Annotated in this window: 8 protein-coding genes and 1 tRNA gene; 3 read left to right on the plus strand and 6 right to left on the minus strand. The window is 58.1% G+C overall.

The annotated features are described in order from the left end of the window. Positions 1-81 precede the first annotated feature (81 nt). From PT279_RS04455 to PT279_RS04465, 3 genes are all read right to left on the minus strand, one after another. Positions 82-2,658 carry a heavy metal translocating P-type ATPase gene (locus PT279_RS04455; protein ID WP_277165852.1) on the minus strand — a complete coding sequence of 859 codons (2,577 nt, stop codon included), beginning with the start codon at positions 2,656-2,658 and terminating at the stop codon, positions 82-84. Between the two features lie 213 nt (positions 2,659-2,871). Continuing rightward, the gene (locus PT279_RS04460; RefSeq protein WP_277165854.1) at positions 2,872-7,932 is read right to left on the minus strand and encodes an SdrD B-like domain-containing protein; all 5,061 of its coding nucleotides are present in this window, start codon (positions 7,930-7,932) and stop codon (positions 2,872-2,874) included. A 371-nt stretch (positions 7,933-8,303) separates the two neighbouring features. After that, on the minus strand, positions 8,304-10,349 hold the full coding sequence (locus PT279_RS04465; protein ID WP_277165856.1) for a trypsin-like peptidase domain-containing protein: 2,046 nt from the start codon (positions 10,347-10,349) through the stop codon (positions 8,304-8,306). Positions 10,350-11,123: 774 nt separating this feature from the next. Between PT279_RS04465 and tgt the strand changes: the two genes are divergently transcribed. The 3 genes from tgt to PT279_RS04480 all read left to right on the plus strand — a co-directional run bounded on the left by tgt (position 11,124) and on the right by PT279_RS04480 (position 13,693). Next, complete coding sequence (gene tgt / locus PT279_RS04470) at positions 11,124-12,416, plus strand: tRNA guanosine(34) transglycosylase Tgt (protein WP_277165962.1); 1,293 nt, start codon at positions 11,124-11,126, stop codon at positions 12,414-12,416. Between the two features lie 85 nt (positions 12,417-12,501). Continuing rightward, entirely contained in the window at positions 12,502-13,374 is an 873-nt protein-coding gene (locus PT279_RS04475) for a nitroreductase family protein (RefSeq protein WP_277165858.1), read from the plus strand. A gap of 233 nt (positions 13,375-13,607) precedes the next feature. Further along, positions 13,608-13,693: transfer RNA gene (locus PT279_RS04480), tRNA-Leu, on the plus strand. A 166-nt stretch (positions 13,694-13,859) separates the two neighbouring features. On the opposite strand, the gene PT279_RS04485 is transcribed toward PT279_RS04480, so the two are convergent. The 3 genes from PT279_RS04485 to PT279_RS04495 form a co-directional block, all read right to left on the minus strand. After that, positions 13,860-14,624, minus strand: a complete 765-nt coding sequence (locus PT279_RS04485; RefSeq protein WP_277165860.1) for a hypothetical protein — start codon at positions 14,622-14,624, stop codon at positions 13,860-13,862. Between the two features lie 32 nt (positions 14,625-14,656). Then, positions 14,657-15,328 (minus strand): hypothetical protein, encoded by a 672-nt coding sequence (locus PT279_RS04490; protein WP_277165863.1) that lies wholly within the window; start codon positions 15,326-15,328, stop codon positions 14,657-14,659. A 279-nt stretch (positions 15,329-15,607) separates the two neighbouring features. Beyond that, complete coding sequence (locus PT279_RS04495) at positions 15,608-16,270, minus strand: hypothetical protein (protein WP_277165866.1); 663 nt, start codon at positions 16,268-16,270, stop codon at positions 15,608-15,610. Between the last annotated feature and the right edge of the window lie 55 nt (positions 16,271-16,325).

Consider the following 16,325-nt stretch of genomic DNA (forward strand, 5'->3'; position numbering starts at 1 on the left):
GCTGTCAGCACGAAAATCGCCGCTCCAAGTGAATCCGGCTCACAGACGAGTCGGACCCTAGCAACCCAAGCATTCCACAACTCACACTTTGCGATCACGGAGCGCGGTAAGCGCCCAGAGAATCGAGACGACGTCGATGGCCTCCTGCGTGAACGCACCGACCACCACGGGAATGAGGTTGAACGCGGCGGCGACCATACAAATCAGAGCGAGGCCAAGACCGGTTACTACGGCCTGCAGCATGGTGCGCTTGGTCTGACGGGCGATGGCGACGGCCTTGGGCACGTCGGCAATGTCATCGTTCATGATGACGACCTGCGCAGTTTGCGAGGCGGCAGTAGAAGTGCCGTCCGTCATCGCGATGCCGATATCGGCCGCAGCCAGCACCGGAGCATCGTTGACGCCGTCGCCGACCATCACCGAAATCGGGCGCGGCTTCGGCTGGCCGGAAAGTCGGTCAAGGAACGCCTCGATTTTCGAGGGATGCTGCAAGGTTTCATGCGAAGCAGCTTTGACCGCGGATACCTTATCTTGCGGGAGCAAATCGGCGCGAACATCATCGATACCGACCTCGCCGGCGATCACGTCGGCCGAACTTCGGGAGTCGCCGGTCAACATCGTCACTTTGCCGATACCCATGGAACACAAGCGCTGCAAGGATTCGCGGGCATTCTCGCGAGGCACGTCACGCAGCACGATTCGCGCGGCCAAAATTCCGTCCACAGAAACGTACGACACCATTTCGTCGGCCGAACGCGGCTTGAATTGCGACGGCGGGAATACGTCATCCGAACGTAATCCAGAATTGGGATTATCGGGAGCCTGCGAACCCATAGCTGTCTTGGCTTCAAGACGGTCGCCGTTGCCGCTATCAACACTCGCATTCATGACGAAACTCAAGCGACCAACGCGAACCGTATGGCCTTCGACCATGCCCTGCACGCCGTTTCCGGCATCCTCGTGCACACCTTTAACCACCGGAAAAGCCGTGCGGCCATTATGCAATTTCTTCGACGCGGCGGCACCAGCAGCCACGATACCCTGAGCGAGAATATGAACCGAGTAGGTCTCAACCACCGCGGCAAGTTCCACAATGACATCTTCGATATATTGTTCAGCTTGCGATTTCGACTTTTCGCCATCGAAATCGAGCACCACGGGCAACCGCTTGCGCGCGACTTCCGGCACATCGATCCGCACAACCTGCGGTTTCGTGACCGTCAGTGTGCCCGTTTTATCAAAGAAGATATGCGAGACCTTGCCGAGATTCTCCAATACTTCCTGCGTTTTCGTTAAGATTCCGGCCTTCGCAAGCCGTCCCGTTCCAGCCATATACGCCACCGGCGCGGCGATGAGCAGCGGGCAGGGAGTGGCCAGTACCAGCACCTGTGCAAACCGTTCCGGGGTGCCGGACGCAATCCATGCGACAATGCCGATAATCAACGAAACAATGGTAAACGGCACCGCAAGCACGTCGGCGGTCTTGACCACCGGCGCACGCGAGGAACGCGCGGAATCGACCAGCTGCATGGTCTGCTGGTACTGCGAATCTCGAGCCAGTTGCGTTGCGCGAATCACGATCATCGTCGACCCGTTGATTGCCCCCGACATCACGCGAGCGCCTGCGAACACAGTACGCGGCAACGGTTCGCCGTTGATGGCACTCAAATCCAACGTCGCCGTGCCGCTCAGAAGCTCGCCGTCCACAGGGATCGTCTCGCCCGGCAAAACTATCAAGACATCGCCCAATGCGACCTGATCGACGGGAACAGTATGGAAATGCGCGTTCTGCGAAGCCTGCGATTCCAATGCTTTTGCGGCTTGAGAACTTCTCGCCAACGACCCACCAATGAACGTGTGCCGTGCCAACGAGCCCACGGGCTGCGCGCGCATTCGACGAGAATTCTCCGGCACATTTGCAGCATTGTCTTTAGCAACGGAAGACAACTCACAGTTGCAATCATCCGCGTTAATCATGCATAGATTATTTTCCAGATCGCGCGCGTCACCGCGGGGCAAAGCCGTTGCCAAAGTTGCTCGGAAACCGTCTGCCAAACGCCTATCGGTATTGGAAAATAGCGCTGCAAGATGATTTCCTGCAATATCCTCATTTGGTTTTGAAGTTTCACTATGTACAGCAGAATCCTTGCCGTCCGTGGCCGTATGCACACCCGGCAAATCGGAGATGTGCGCCATCTGCGGGGCGGCGGCGATCAAGGCACTCAGATTGCTTTCGGCCCTGGTCTGGGCGAACTCTTCGATGGCCTCGCCCGACCAGATCATCAGCACGACAGCCCAACTGGCCCAATATTCCTGCACCCCAAGCGTGGAGAGCAACGCCAGAATCGCCAGCACATCGATGCCCACATGCCCAGCCTTGAGCGAGGCGATCATCCCACGAACGGAATCGAAAACGGAATACGCGACGAGCAGCACCACGATAAGCTGGCCGACGGAAGGATTGAACGCGAACGGCCCGATATGCCATGCCCCGGCATCCGGCGGAACGGCCACGAAATTGCCGATATCAAGCGCTTCGATGCCGTCCGACCATGGCCGGTAATTCCAGAATAAAGCCACAAAAATCGCAGCCACGATAGTGGCAGGAAGCATAGGTACTCGCCGGCAGATGTCGCCGATCTTGCGAATAACCCGCATGATTCTCCTTGCGCGTGTACTGCCCGGCTACACAAGTTGCGTGCCCAAGCAAGTTGGTCACGCCTTGTTAACCCACCGGTGGCACAAAACCACCGATACACGGCGTAAAGATAATGAACTTCAGTATAGCGTAACGATGCCGACAACACATCGCAAAATTTGTATGGGTCGCCGGCCGAAGCCGACAACCCACCAAATCACCAGGCTTTATCGTCACATGTTGCTTCGTGACCTCTTGAACCAGACAATCAGAATCCCCAAGGCCGCAGTCAGCAAGGACATCAAGGCAATCACGAACGTCTCGGCTCCGGTCTTCGCCATCGCTGCCTTTGCAGGCTTCAGCGCAGCAGACGTGCCTTTCCCGCGAATCGTATTCGGCGAAACCGGTCCGTTGACATTACCAAATGCCGACTTAGCTGGCACAGAATCGTTATTATTACCGTGTAACGGTCCGGACGCACCAGACGTATCGCCACCACCAGGACCTGGCTTGGACGCACTAGACGTATCGCCATTATCGGTTCCTGATCCGGACACACTGCCGTCACCGGAACCCGACCCGGATGTGCCATCGTCACCGGACGACCCAGACGTACCACTGTTACCAGAACTCGGCCCAGACGAGGCAGGCGTGTATTTGTTGGTGAAAGTCGCAGCATGAACGCTGGTGCCGCTGGCGTCGTTCAGCGTCACGACCACATGGCGAGTGAAATCGCTGTAATCGTCGTAGACCACAATCGTCAGCACATACTCGGTGGGAGTGCCCGGTGCCGGGGCGACATCCGTGTGATGGCCAGTACCATCCTCCGTGATTTTGTATCTGAACGTGTAGTGATCCGTCGTTGGGAGCGTGAACTTGGTAGCGTCGACGAGTACCGTCTTCCGCCCAGCAGCGCTGCCCAAGCCTCCCACACTGACGCTGGAAGGCACCGCTTGCCCCTCACCCGTGGCCGGCGCGCCACCGATAGGAGCGATATTGAACCTATATTGTTCGCCCGGCAGCCAATCGCGGCCCAGAAGCCTCTTGACGATGACGAATCCAGTTTCTCCGGCGTCCAAGGGACCCACGAGCCCCTCATTCTCATAATCGTCTTCGTAAGTCGGGCTGACCATTCTTGTCAATGCCGGTATGCCGGCGATGGCGATGGACCCGTTCTCGTCGGCCTTGCTGTTGATAGTCCTGTCGTCGCCAACATGAGCGGTGGTGGGTGTCAGGCCTCTCGGACCATTGACGAGCACGCGATACCCTGACCCCGATGAGACATCGTCGAACCTATAGTTTCCATGACTGTCGGTCACGCCCTGCAACGGATGCCCACCCGTATCCGTCACGATATGGCCCGAACCATCGACCAGCTTCACCGAGGCGTTGGGGACGACGGGCTCGCCGGGATCGTTGAGACCGTTCTTGTTGGAGTCATACCACACCGTGCCGCTGACGATGCGGTTGCAAGTCTGGGTCAACGCGATGACGTTGTTGGCGCCATCAGCCCACTGCTGCTCGTAAAAGTCCCCTGCATTGTTGTCTCGGGGTTTCAATGTGGTGTCAATGAGCAGACTAGAGCCAGCCGGCAGCGTCGGAAGCTCAAACGCCATGGCCGTGACACCGCTGGAAGGCATGGCAAGGGACCTGCTGCTGGAATCGATGCGGACCAAGTCGTCGGCGCCATCGGGGACGACATCGACCGTCTTCCAAACATCCGCATGCGTATCGATTTGTGTGCGAGTGATATTCTCCGGACTCACACTCGCTCCCTGCAGGCTCGTATCAGTGGAATATCGCACCACCAAGCCACTAAGCGAAGCACCGCCCTGCGCTTTGATACGTACACTCTGAATCCGGTAGGTGCCATGGAAGGTGGATAGGCTGTCGTTGCCGCCGTGGTGCGGCATAATCTCCAATGAGAATGGATTTGCCTTACCGGTTTGCGAATAATTGCCGAACATCGAGCGGTAGACGAACGGCTGTCCAATTTCGTTGATGAGTGTCTTCGCTCGTGTGGTGAGTCCCGCTTCCCGCAGCTTGGAGACGCCCATACTCGCCGAGCTCAAGGTTCCCTTCGCGGTGTTCGGCGAAACACGATAGCCATCAGAGGAGATGGACGCACTGACCGTATAGCGGTCGTTGTTTTTCGCGTCCTGGCTGGCATCATCCTCATTGCCGATTGTAGTGCTGAAATGGATGGTCCGGTCATGGTTGTCCCGCGGAATATCGGGAACCTGCCAGACGAGAGTGGTGGTGCCATTGGAGTTATGGGTGACGGTCGGCTCAAGGTCCATACCGCCGATCACGGTGCCGGCATCAGGCGTATGTTCCGTATATATACCGTCGAGCTTGGATGAATTCACTATATAATGCAGACCAACCGGCAAAGTAGCGGTGACGGTGGCGTTGCTGGTACCTCTCCTGGTTATGGTGCGGATTCTAGCCCCAATCGACCAATCCACGGTACGCTGCCGATTGTCGAGGTCGAACTCGGACTTGGGATGCCCACCCGTTTTCTGCGCGACGGAGATGTCGACCGCCGGCTGCTCACCCGCCACATAAAGCGCATCGCCCCACTGACGTTCGTGGGTGCCAGAGCCGACTTGATAGCCGGCAACATTGTATGACGGCTTTATGTATGGTTTCTGTTGGAACGTGCCGGTATCGATCGCGCCCTGCAGATGGTCGTTGAAATACCAATCCATAGGATTTTGAGTCATGGTCCAATCGGCCCAATCAGAGTCCTGGCCTTCGACGGAAAGGGACAGACTCTTTTCGTCCTTCATCTGTTGACGCGTATACATATAGTTGATGGCGCTGAGCTGGGCCACCGAGCCGTCCGGAGCGTCCCTGCGAACCGTCGCGCGGATATTGCCCATACTGAACTTGGTCTCGATGCCTGCGCTACGGCTGTATGCCGGCTGGTTGGAGGCGAGCAGGACGCCGACGACAGTGCCGTGACTCTGGGCTTCAGGTTTGGAATTGTAATACCTAAGGTCGCCGAGGACAGCAGTTCGTTCCTCCGTGTCATCGGCCCATCCCGAGCCATCCGGCTTGACCGCATATTTGGCTTTGACCGGAGTGGCCCGGTTGGAGAAGGGATCGGGATCATTCCAACTGTGGAAGAACCCTGTTTTCCCTGCATACACCCCCGAACCACCTGAGCCTCCGGCGTCAAGATGGTTTTCGTCCGCCAGATCAATGACCTTTGGATCGATTTTGATGAGCATCATGTGGCCAACAGGTAGTTTCGCATCGGGTTGCTGGAAGACGTATGCCGTTGAAATACGGATGGGGTCGCCCGGCGTGGCCACATCGGTGTCTTTGCGGTTGTCGTCGCTCGTCCATCCCGCGCAGTCAACACCGTTCTCTTCATAAGCGCGATCCGTGGCGCAGGCGTAGCCGTAGAACGGCGAAACGGAACCCGGGACGACGAGGTTGAACCTGTCCGGCCGCCAGTTGTCGTTATTGACCGTACTGCCGTCGGTATTGTGATCGTTGACCGCCTGATTGCTCCGATCGGAGCCAGAGGTATTGGAAGCCACGCCGCTGACATCGGTGTAGTTCATGCCACCTTCGTCGGCGGTAAGGGTCACGGTGACTCCGGATCCATAGGCCGCTTGGAGTTGGCTGTCGGTTTTATCGACGGGGTGGAAAAGATAGAGATAACCGGTCGAGATTTCGCCGACATTTTGGACGGTGCAATTATTGCCCATGAACTCATCGCTGCATGACGCGCCGGCCTGGGGAGAACTCCCCTGCTTTGGCCAGAACGAACCGATGTCGTAGCCGCTGAGCGTGAAATGGTAGGCGGTGTAATCGGCGCCGATCTCCTGGGTGACCTGGTAGTCGCCGTTGTCGTAGGTCCTGTTGTGGTCCCTGCTGTCGGTATGGGAGCGGAAGCCGCCGGCGATCTTGTAATTGTCCGAGCGCGGCACGTAGTTCTGCGTGTCGTTGTTGAGTTCCCTGCCCGGCGTCGACGGCGTCGCCTGTTGTGCGACCGCGTCCGCATGACTCATGGTCGGCGTCGTCACCGGTGCCAGCCCCCAGAATCTGGATTGTACGTCCGCTCCGGCGTCGGCGATGTCTCCATTGTCCTTGTTCCATTTGTCGGTGGTGCTCAGGTTGAAGGTGATCGGCCCTTGCGGGGCCTCCAGGCCTTTCATCCCCTTGCCACGGACGATATCGGCTTTGGGCCAGCGCAGATCGACGGCCCAAGGCATACCGGTGATGTAGCCCCGCTTCTTACCCAAACCGTAGTTGATCTGGCCCGCCGCATCGGGCTTGTCAAAATCGAATTTCCTGACGGGCGAGGCTTGGGTGACGGTAGAATCACCTGCGAAATTGCCGATGCGGATATCGAGACTCGTCTTGGCACTGATGGTCAGTGCGCGTGGCGTATCGGTTTTGCCGACGGTGTCACCAGTGTATTCGGAACGTGCGTTGACGCTCGGCGCAAGCGTCTGCCCATTGAGCATGACGTTGATCTTGAGGACGATGGTCACCGAGGCAGTGCCCGGCGCGACGTAGGTGCCCGGCCGAGAGGCGGTGGTGTGGCGCCAGAAGACGTAGTCCTGCGAACCGTCGGGATTGTCCGTATGAGTGCTGGGATATTGCGGATTCTGGTCGATCCAGCTCATGTCGTTGATGTCCAGCACCGCCTTGTTCTTATCGACCGGGATGTGGACGTCGAAACGCACACGAGCGTCGCGATAATAGTCCGTCGGAGACTGCGGGGCGAGCGTGTAATCGTAATCGTAGGTGACTTTGTCGAAAGAACGAACAATGGCATTGCTGTCGCTGGAATCGTCGCCGGGGTTGTCATCGGCATCAAAGGGCGCCTGCCCGGTGCGCATACTGTCGAGGTTGAGTCTGCTGACTACAACGTTGTCGCTGGCGGTAGCAACATCATGGGTGATGATGGTGCCGCCTCTGGTCAACGGCATACTTGCCTTGGAGCCATCATCGTTTTGTTTGGGCTGAGAGCCGTTGTTGTAGATGACGCCAGGATTTGCAGCCGACGAGCCAGCGTCTTGCTGCGGATTCGGCTTCGAGCCCACCAACTTGTTGTTCGATGAACCATTGGTCGCTTGATTGGCAGCGGCAGATTCCTCACCCTGCTGCCGATTCTTGGAATCGACGGCAATCCGACTTTCAGTCTGAGATGAACCCTGCTGCAACGGGACCTGCTGCGACACAGTCTGCGACGGGGACTGAGAGGATTCGCCTCCGGACGATAGTTTGGAGGATGCCGACACCGATGACGTTCCGGCATTATCCCCGGCCATATTCGGGGCGCATATTGCGGAAGGAGCGAACATTCCCAACGCAGCAACGCCGCTGATCGCACTGACTAGAATATGCACAAACTTAAAACGCGACAATATAATTCAGTCTTTTCTAATTCCCCAATTTTGCAAAAGATGCAATATCTTTAAACAATCAACTGAATTATATATAGAAAATAAGACGTATGAACTTTTAATACATTATTTATTTCTAAGCTAAATTCACTCCAAAATACTGCGAAATATGGCTATAAAGCACGAATGGTTCCAGAATATTCCCAAAATAAGGAATAACCCGGAACCAATCATGCATTTCAATTTCTGCCCCTCAGCCGATAGGCCGAATGCAGATGTTGACCAACAGCCTCGCTTTACCAGAGGCCGAAGGGATCGAAGAGGCCGCCGCCATCTCCGTCACTGTTGCCGCCCTGGCCCTGACCGTTCTGACCCTGACCATTTTGGCCCTGCCCGTTGCCGTTCTCCTTCTGGTTTTCGGAACGGTTGCTGCCCTTGACGTCGCTTTCCTTCTGATCGAGGGTGACATCGACGTCCATGGTCTTGTGGTCGCGCACGATGGTGAGCTTCACCTTGTCGCCAAGGCTCGCCGCGCGGACGTAGCCAAGCAACGCGGAGCTGCTACCGACCGCTTGACCGTTGAATGCCACCACGGTGTCACCGTCCTTGAGACCGGCCTTGTCCGCAGGGCTGCCCTTGACGACCGCCGAACCACCAGTAGAAGGCGTGGTGATCTGCGCGCCGCCACGGTTGATGCCATCGGATTCGGCATTGGCGGACTTGATGGTCACGCCGAGCATGGCATGCTCGACGGAGCCCTTCTCGACGATCTGGTCGGCCACGCGTTTGACGAGGTTCGACGGAATCGCGAAGCCGATGCCGATGGAGCCGGACTGGCCTGAGGACGAGGAAGCGGAGGCAATGGAAGAGTTGATGCCGATGACCTGGCCGGCCGCATTGAAGGTCGGGCCGCCCGAGTTACCGGGGTTGATGGCCGCGTCAATCTGCACCGCATTAGTCACGATTTCGGAATTGTTGTCGTCCATCACCGAAACCGGGCGGTTCAGCGCGGAAACGATACCGGTGGTGGCGGTGTCGTCGTAACCCAGCGGATTGCCGACGGCCATGACGTTCTCACCAACCGCAAGCTTGCTGGAATCCGCGAATTGCACCGGCTTGAGGCCATTCGGAGGGCTCTGAATCTGTATAACAGCAAGATCGGTGGTGCTGTCGGCCCCGACAACGTTCGCATTATAAATCTGGCCATTGGAAAGCGTGACCTGAATGTTCTTGCCGCCGGAAACGACGTGGTTGTTGGTGACTACGTGGCCCTTGTTGTCAATAATCGCACCGGAACCCTTGGCTATGCCCTGGCTGACCTGCGTGGTGATGGAGACCACCGAATTGGAGACCTGCGAGGAGACGCCTGCCCAGTCCGGCGCCTGGCCGCCCTTGACATTGGCGGAGCCGGAGCCGGATTTGTTGGAAGTGATGCCGGACATGCTGCTGGAGGTCGGTACCGTGACCCAGCCTTTGGAAATCCCAAGATAGCCGATGCCCAGGCACAGCGCTGCGGTAACCACGGCGGCGACGATGGCCGAAACGACACTGCTGTGTGAGGTGGGTTGGGCGTAACCGTTGCCATTGCCGTTGCCGCCGTTGGGCATGTTCGGCCCACCGAAATTGCCGCCGTTAGGGCCTTCCGGCCGGCCGGAACCGGCATTGTACGGGTTGTAGGAAGTACCGAAATCGTTAATGTTCCCGTTGCCGCCATTGCTGTTCTGGCCGGCGTTCGGGTTCTGGCCGTTGCTGCCGAAGATACCGTTCCATGGCATGGCCGGAGTGTTGGCAGGGTTGCTGCCGCCTGAGGCGTTGCCGGAACCGAACGGCTCGTTGGCATTGGCATTGCCGTAGTTGTTTCCGTTGTTATCGTTGCCGATGTGATCGGGCAACGGGCCATAGGCGCCATATTCCGGCGCAGGACGGTATGGGCCGGAAGTGGACGAAATAGCGGAATTCGGCGTATTGGAAGTCTCATAAGGATTGTTCGAAGAGCTGGCACCGGAGACGTTGGCCGTCGAATTTGCGTCGTCAGGCCGGTATCCGGTTGTGAACACCTCCGTTGGCGTGCTGTTGGAAGAATTATTGGTTTCACCGTTGAAATTCCCCGTATCCGACGTCGTAACGGGCTGCGTGGCGATCGGCTGAATGCTGCCTGAAACGGCCGTATCGTTGCCGGTTGCTGCTGCACCGGCATAATCGGCATCTCCATTGTCACTTTCCGACGCGCCATGAAACTGATTATTACCGACAAAATCCGGTAAATCCGGCCTCGCATTCATGTCTTCATTGGGACGTGCAGGCTGACCGCCGCTCCACTCGTCTTTGTTGTCTTCAGCCATTGCTGCTCCTTATATCTTCCGGATGGCTCCGGCATTGAGCAAATTTTACCGTGCCACCGCTCGTGAACCACTAGTAACGAGTAAAGACAACCGGTCTGAACGTTTCCTGAACGTTTATTGAAAGGAAGTTCCAAACCTCATTCCAATCTGCTGATATCCTCGCCGAATCCCAGTTCTTTGGCAATTTTATAGGCCCCCATGAACCTAATCGCCCCCTAACACGTATTGTGGTATGGCTTCGCCTAAAGTGAACTTAAAAGCCGATTTTCGTCGTATAACGTGGCTGACACGGACGAAATGATACGACAATGCGAACGGCACGGAATCGCAACAATGGAAACGGGTATGGATATTTCAGGCATTTCAGCGGACAACGCAGCAGAACAGCTTAAGAACGAAGGTACGACGAGCTCAAATACGACGAACGATGACGGTAATACAAAATTCGCTTCCACCGGAGACACCACAAGCACCCCGGATTACCATTCGGCCAATCACGCCGACGCAATTCATGCGGCAAAACTGACGGAAAACCAAAACCACCCCGCATCTTCCGGCAAAGCCGGTCATGTCGAAAACTCCACAGGTGGAAACAGACATGATCAGCAAGGCAACAACGCCAAGGAACGCATTGCGGACCGGCCTTCGAGCAGCCCTCACTGCCACGCACAGAATCACGTTCCCGGCCAGAAGGACGTCGCCTCTGAGGCAACCGCTTACGCTCAGACCCGTTCCGGCAGCTCGGTTTCACAGCTTGCGGCGAGCGCTTCAGGTTTGTTGGAGCACCCGCTGGGGGCCGAGCCTGGCAAACCAGGCGACCGCAGCAAGTTCTATTTCGAGCAGCACACGCGGCTTTCGGATTCGGCGCGCGGCAAGGGGCGCGGCGGCGCACGTTACGGGCGAACCGGGATTATCCACACTCCACATGGAGACATTCACACCCCGGCTTTCGTGCCCGTCGCCACACAGGCGGCCATGAAAGGCGTGCTGCCGGAAACCATGAAATCGCTCGGCGCACAATGTCTGCTTTCCAACGCTTTCCACCTTTTCGAGCGCCCCAGCGAAGATGTGCTTGACGAGGCCGGCGGACTTGCTCGCTTCGAAAACTGGGACGGACCGACATTTACGGATTCGGGCGGCTTCCAAGTGCTTTCGCTGGGCGCCGGGTTCAAGAAAACGCTGGCGATGGATGTGACCGGCATGAAATCAGACGATGTCATCGCGCCCGGCCGCGAGCGCAAGGCCTTCGTGGACGAGGACGGCGTCACCTTCAAGTCGCCGCTTGACGGCTCAGAACACCGATTCTCCGCCGAAATCTCGATGGGCATCCAGCACAAGATCGGCGCGGACATCATGTTCTCCTTCGACGAACTCACCACGCTGATGAATACGCGCGGCTATCAGGAACGCTCCGTCGAACGTACCTTCCGCTGGGCCAAACGTTGTGTCGAAGAGCATCAGCGGCTGACCGAAGCTCGGGTCGGCAAACCGTATCAGGCGCTATACGGTGTGGTGCAAGGCGCGAATTACGAGGATCTGCGCCATAAGGCGGCTTCCGAAATCGCCTCACTCGACTTCGACGGCGTCGGCATCGGCGGTGCCATCGAGAAGCGCGTCATCGGCGACACCTGCGCGTGGATCTGCGACGAAATGCCGGAATCCCGACCTCGCCACGTCTTGGGAATCGCGGCAGTGGATGACATCTTCGCCTGCGTCGAGAACGGCGGCGACACCTTCGACTGCGTGGCCCCTGCACGCTGCGCCCGCAACGGTGCCATCTACACGCGCGACGGACGATACAACATCAAACGCGCCGCCAACAAACGCGACTTCGGACCACTCGAGGAAGGCTGCGACTGCTATACGTGCACGCACTACTCGCGCGCCTACGTCGACCACATGCTGCGAGCGCATGAAATCAACGGCGCGACGCTGGCCACCATTCACAACGAGCGCTTCTTCATCCGCCTGCTTGACGACATCCGCGCTTCCATCGACGGCGGCTACTTCGACGAGTTCCGCGACGAAACCCTCGCCCGCTACTACGCCCACGGTTCCAAGGGGTGAAGCCTGCCGGAATATGCAGTGTGTCATTCGTCACTTTATATACCATGCAGGCCGCACATAACCGCAAAAAACCAAGCCAGTCAGTATGATGGAACTGTTCGATAATGACAGGCAGAGGGGCAAGATGGATCTGAATGAGGCGATGACGGAGCGCCATTCCGTGCGCATGTATACCGACGAACCGGTCGGTAAGGCCCTGCTTGATGAAATCACCGCCGAAGTCGAGCGCTGCAACGCGGCGTCCGGCTTGCACTTCCAGATGTCCTCCGGACTTGAGGACGCCTTCTGCGGCTACAAAACGCATTACGGACGGTTTAGCGGCGTTCACAACGCCATCGCTCTGGTTACCAAAATCGACGAACCTTACGATCTGCATCCGGCAAAGAAGGCTCCGCAGACGGATGAGGAAACCACTGATCCGATTCCGCATGAAGAAGCCGAAATCGAGCAAAAGGTGGGTTATTACGGCGAGCAACTCGCGCTGAAACTCGTGCAGCTCGGGCTCTCGACTTCGTGGGCCGTGCTCGATGACGCCGCAACCGGCTGGTGGAAACTTGAGCCGGGCGAACGCGTCGTGTGGATTCTCGCCTTCGGCCACCCTGCACGCCCCGGTGCCAAGCACCACAGCAAACCGTTGGATTCATTGTGCTCGCTGCCCGCGAGCCTCGGCCCCAATGCAACGCTCGCGGATGCCCCCGATTGGTTCCAGCGCGGCGTCGAAGCCGCTTCGCTCGCCCCGACGTCACTGAGCCAGCAACCATTCCACTTCACGCTAGAAGATACCGACACCGCCGGCAGTCCAGTCAGCTCAGCCAGTTCCATCGCAACCAGCGAAAAGCTTTTACCCGCCGTCAGCGCCCGCATCACTCCCGGTCTCTTTGCCCACGTTGGTCTGGGCTGCGCGAAACGCAATTTCGAAATCGGCGCCGGACCTGACAGTTTCGTATGGGCAAAGTAGCGTCTCGATTCTTTCATTTTCGATTCGATAGGTTACTGCGACGAAAAGCACGTTTTTCGCCCATTTTTCATGCTTTTCGTCGCGTTAAGTGCTCTAACGTGCTTTTGGTCGCTTCCATCACCTTGGGGATTCCGGCAACCAGTCCTCCCCGCCCAAGCCGACTGCCGAGCAACACGCATTGCCGCAAACCTCTTGCGCTCGTCGGCACTGAGCAGTAACCTTATTATTTGTCTGCGAGTATGGCGGAATGGTAGACGCGCTGTCTTCAGGTGGCAGTGAGCGTATGCTCGTGGGGGTTCAACTCCCCCTACTCGCACCATCAATTGAGGTTCTGGAAACATTGAATTGCAACGATTCCAGAACCTCTAGTTTTTGCATAAATCACGAAATATAACCCAAGTTTTCGTCCTTGATTTACCTTTCCTTATGAGTTGCATAGGAAAATCATGTTTTCCTTTGAAACTTTTGGCGTAGGTTTGTCGGTTTTATGGTTTCGGCGAGGCAACGAGGACGACACCCTGTCTGCCGTTGATGGCTGTTAGGGCGGTCAGCGTGATGCAGAGCCCGTCGGATGCCGTCTTGGTCTGGCCGAGCCGCAGCGTCATGCCTTTATCGTCGTCTTCGTTCATGGGGAGGGTGAGGTAATAGCCTTTGCGGTCATGGTCGAGGGCGTAGGGCAGAGCGATGGCGTGACCGTCCAGATTCACGGTGTCGCCGAGTGCGGCGGTCGCCGTGGTTCCGGCGCCGGCGGGTGGTTGGACGGATTGTTCGACCGGCGGGTCGGGCTGGTAGGGTTCGAACAACACGCTCACTGACTGGACCCCGTCCCAATCGTCGAACGAGACCACTGTCACCGACACCCCCATCTGTCTCGAGCTCCATGTGTCGCCGACCCCCAGGTTGACGACACTGTATTCGCCGCCAAAATCGACGTGGCGTGCGGGTGCGTCCACCTTAAGATTGATGGAGTACCCGGTGTTGCCATGGTCGAGCTGGGAATCGACCACGGTGGTGATGTTGCCGATGCGTATGACACCTCCGATGGCTGCCTTGCACACCCGCCCCCTGTCGAGCCGTTCCTTCGCGATATTCGCGGATTGGGTGACGATTGGCTCTTCCTTCCCGCTATCCGTCTGCATGGTTTTTGTGCCTCTTTCAGGCGGTCTGAACGCCGCTACGGTCCCTGGCACGATGATGGCCAGCATAGCGGCGGCAGCCACCGCCCGCGCCAGCCACTTTCTCCACGGCATCCTGTGTACCGATTCACACGCCGCCGTGCGGTTCATTGCTTGGATACCGGCGTGACGAGCAGGGTCACGCCCTGGTGGCCATGGATGTCGGTGAGGGCCAGAAGCGACACCGTGTACTTCACGCCGTGCAGGTCGCCCGTCCTGCTCTGCCCCACGCTCATCGACAGGTCCCTAGGCTTTTCAGCCCCGTTGCCCAGCATTACCGGGACCAGGTAGGTGCCGTCCTGCTGTTTCATGATGCCGTATCCCAGTGAGACCTTGACGTAATTCTTGTTGATCTTTGGACTGCTTTCCCCCATGCGCACCTCGTAGGTCTTGCCGTCCCGCGACTGCGGGGGATTGTCGGCCTTCAGCCGGATGGAGGGGCCGTCCTGACAGGTCTCGATGAGAAGCCTGACGGCCTGGGCACCCTCATCATCGCCCAGGGTCAGCAGGGTCACCGCTATGCCGTCCCCCGGTCTGCGGATGGTCTCGCCGACCTTCGGGTCCACGTCCCCGCCGAGCTTGGCGAGGTGGTTCATGACGATGAGGCGTGCCCGCTTCTCCCCATGCTCGTCGGTCGGATGGTAAATCTGGATGTCGATATTGCCCATCCGTATGATGCCGCCGACGTCGCCGATCACGACCCGGCCTTTGTCGATTCGCTCCTGGGGGATGTTGCGGGCCGTCGCCCTGATGATGTGCCGTCCTGTCATGGCGTCCATGACGGGTCCTTTCTCAAACACGCAGACGGCGACAAGAGCCACGGCAATCACTGCGGCCAGAACAGCCAACACGCGTCGCGGGCGGTGCCGTCTTGACGTTTCTGAGCGTTGGTTGTCTGTTTCGGATGTCTCTCCGTCCATGCTACTGCCTCGATTCCTCGTTGAACAGCTGGTTGAACTCCTGCTTGCTGACCCAGAACGCGTCGTCCTTGTCGCACGGAAGCCAAACCCCCGCTCCGGCACAGGGCATCCGGCGCAATGCGCCCGCCGCCGCGCTCTTCAGTGTATGGGCGCGGAGGTGGCGATCAGTGTGGCGCCCTGCCGGCCGTCGACATCGTTCAGGGCCAGCAGCGTCACCGTGTAGCTGAAGCTGTAAAGCCTGACCGTCCTGCTCTGGCCCACGGCCATCGACATGTCCCTGGACTCGTTCATTCCGCCGTTCAGCTGTATTGGCACCAGGTAGGTGCCGTCTTCCTCCTTCGTGATGCAGTACCCCAGCGAGACCGTGGCATAGTCATCGCCTACCTTCATGCTCTCGCCCTTGCGCAGCTCGTGCGGCTCGCCCTCACGGAGCCGTTCAGCCGGCACGTCGGCCTGCTGCCGGATGGACGGACCGTCCTGATAGGGCTCGAAGAGGAGCTTGACGGCCTGGCCCCCTTCGAAGCCGCTTAGGGCCAGCAGCGTCACCGCCACGCCGAGCCGGGCGTCATGTTGTGTCTGGCCGACCTTCAGGTCCATGTCCCTGCCCGGGGTGAACGGACGGGCGCTGATCATCAGCAGGACATGCCAGCCGTCGAGGTTGTGGCGCAGCGTGCAGGTCGCGGTCAGGTCGCCTGGCCGCGCCACCCCTCCTGGTTGCAGAGTCTCGACGAGTCCTTGATCAATCCGTTCTTGGGGGATATCAGCTTCCTGCCTGATGATGGGATGCGGCAATATCTCCATGATATGTCCTTCCGATGTTATGTAGAACAGTCCGGCCACGAGGACCAAGACTGCC

The organism is Bifidobacterium sp. ESL0784 (assembly GCF_029433295.1).
Lineage (GTDB): Bacteria > Actinomycetota > Actinomycetes > Actinomycetales > Bifidobacteriaceae > Bifidobacterium.

Bases quoted from the DNA above. Each gene is read 5' to 3' on its own strand.
- PT279_RS04455 (WP_277165852.1), bottom strand. From the start codon at position 2,658: ATGCGGGTTATTCGCAAGATCGGCGACATCTGCCGGCGAGTACCTATG.
- PT279_RS04490 (WP_277165863.1), bottom strand. From the start codon at position 15,328: ATGGACGCCATGACAGGACGGCACATCATCAGGGCGACGGCCCGCAAC.
- PT279_RS04495 (WP_277165866.1), bottom strand. From the start codon at position 16,270: ATGGAGATATTGCCGCATCCCATCATCAGGCAGGAAGCTGATATCCCC.
- PT279_RS04485 (WP_277165860.1), bottom strand. From the start codon at position 14,624: ATGCCGTGGAGAAAGTGGCTGGCGCGGGCGGTGGCTGCCGCCGCTATG.
- PT279_RS04475 (WP_277165858.1), top strand. From the start codon at position 12,502: ATGATGGAACTGTTCGATAATGACAGGCAGAGGGGCAAGATGGATCTG.
- PT279_RS04465 (WP_277165856.1), bottom strand. From the start codon at position 10,349: ATGGCTGAAGACAACAAAGACGAGTGGAGCGGCGGTCAGCCTGCACGT.
- PT279_RS04460 (WP_277165854.1), bottom strand. From the start codon at position 7,932: ATGGCCGGGGATAATGCCGGAACGTCATCGGTGTCGGCATCCTCCAAA.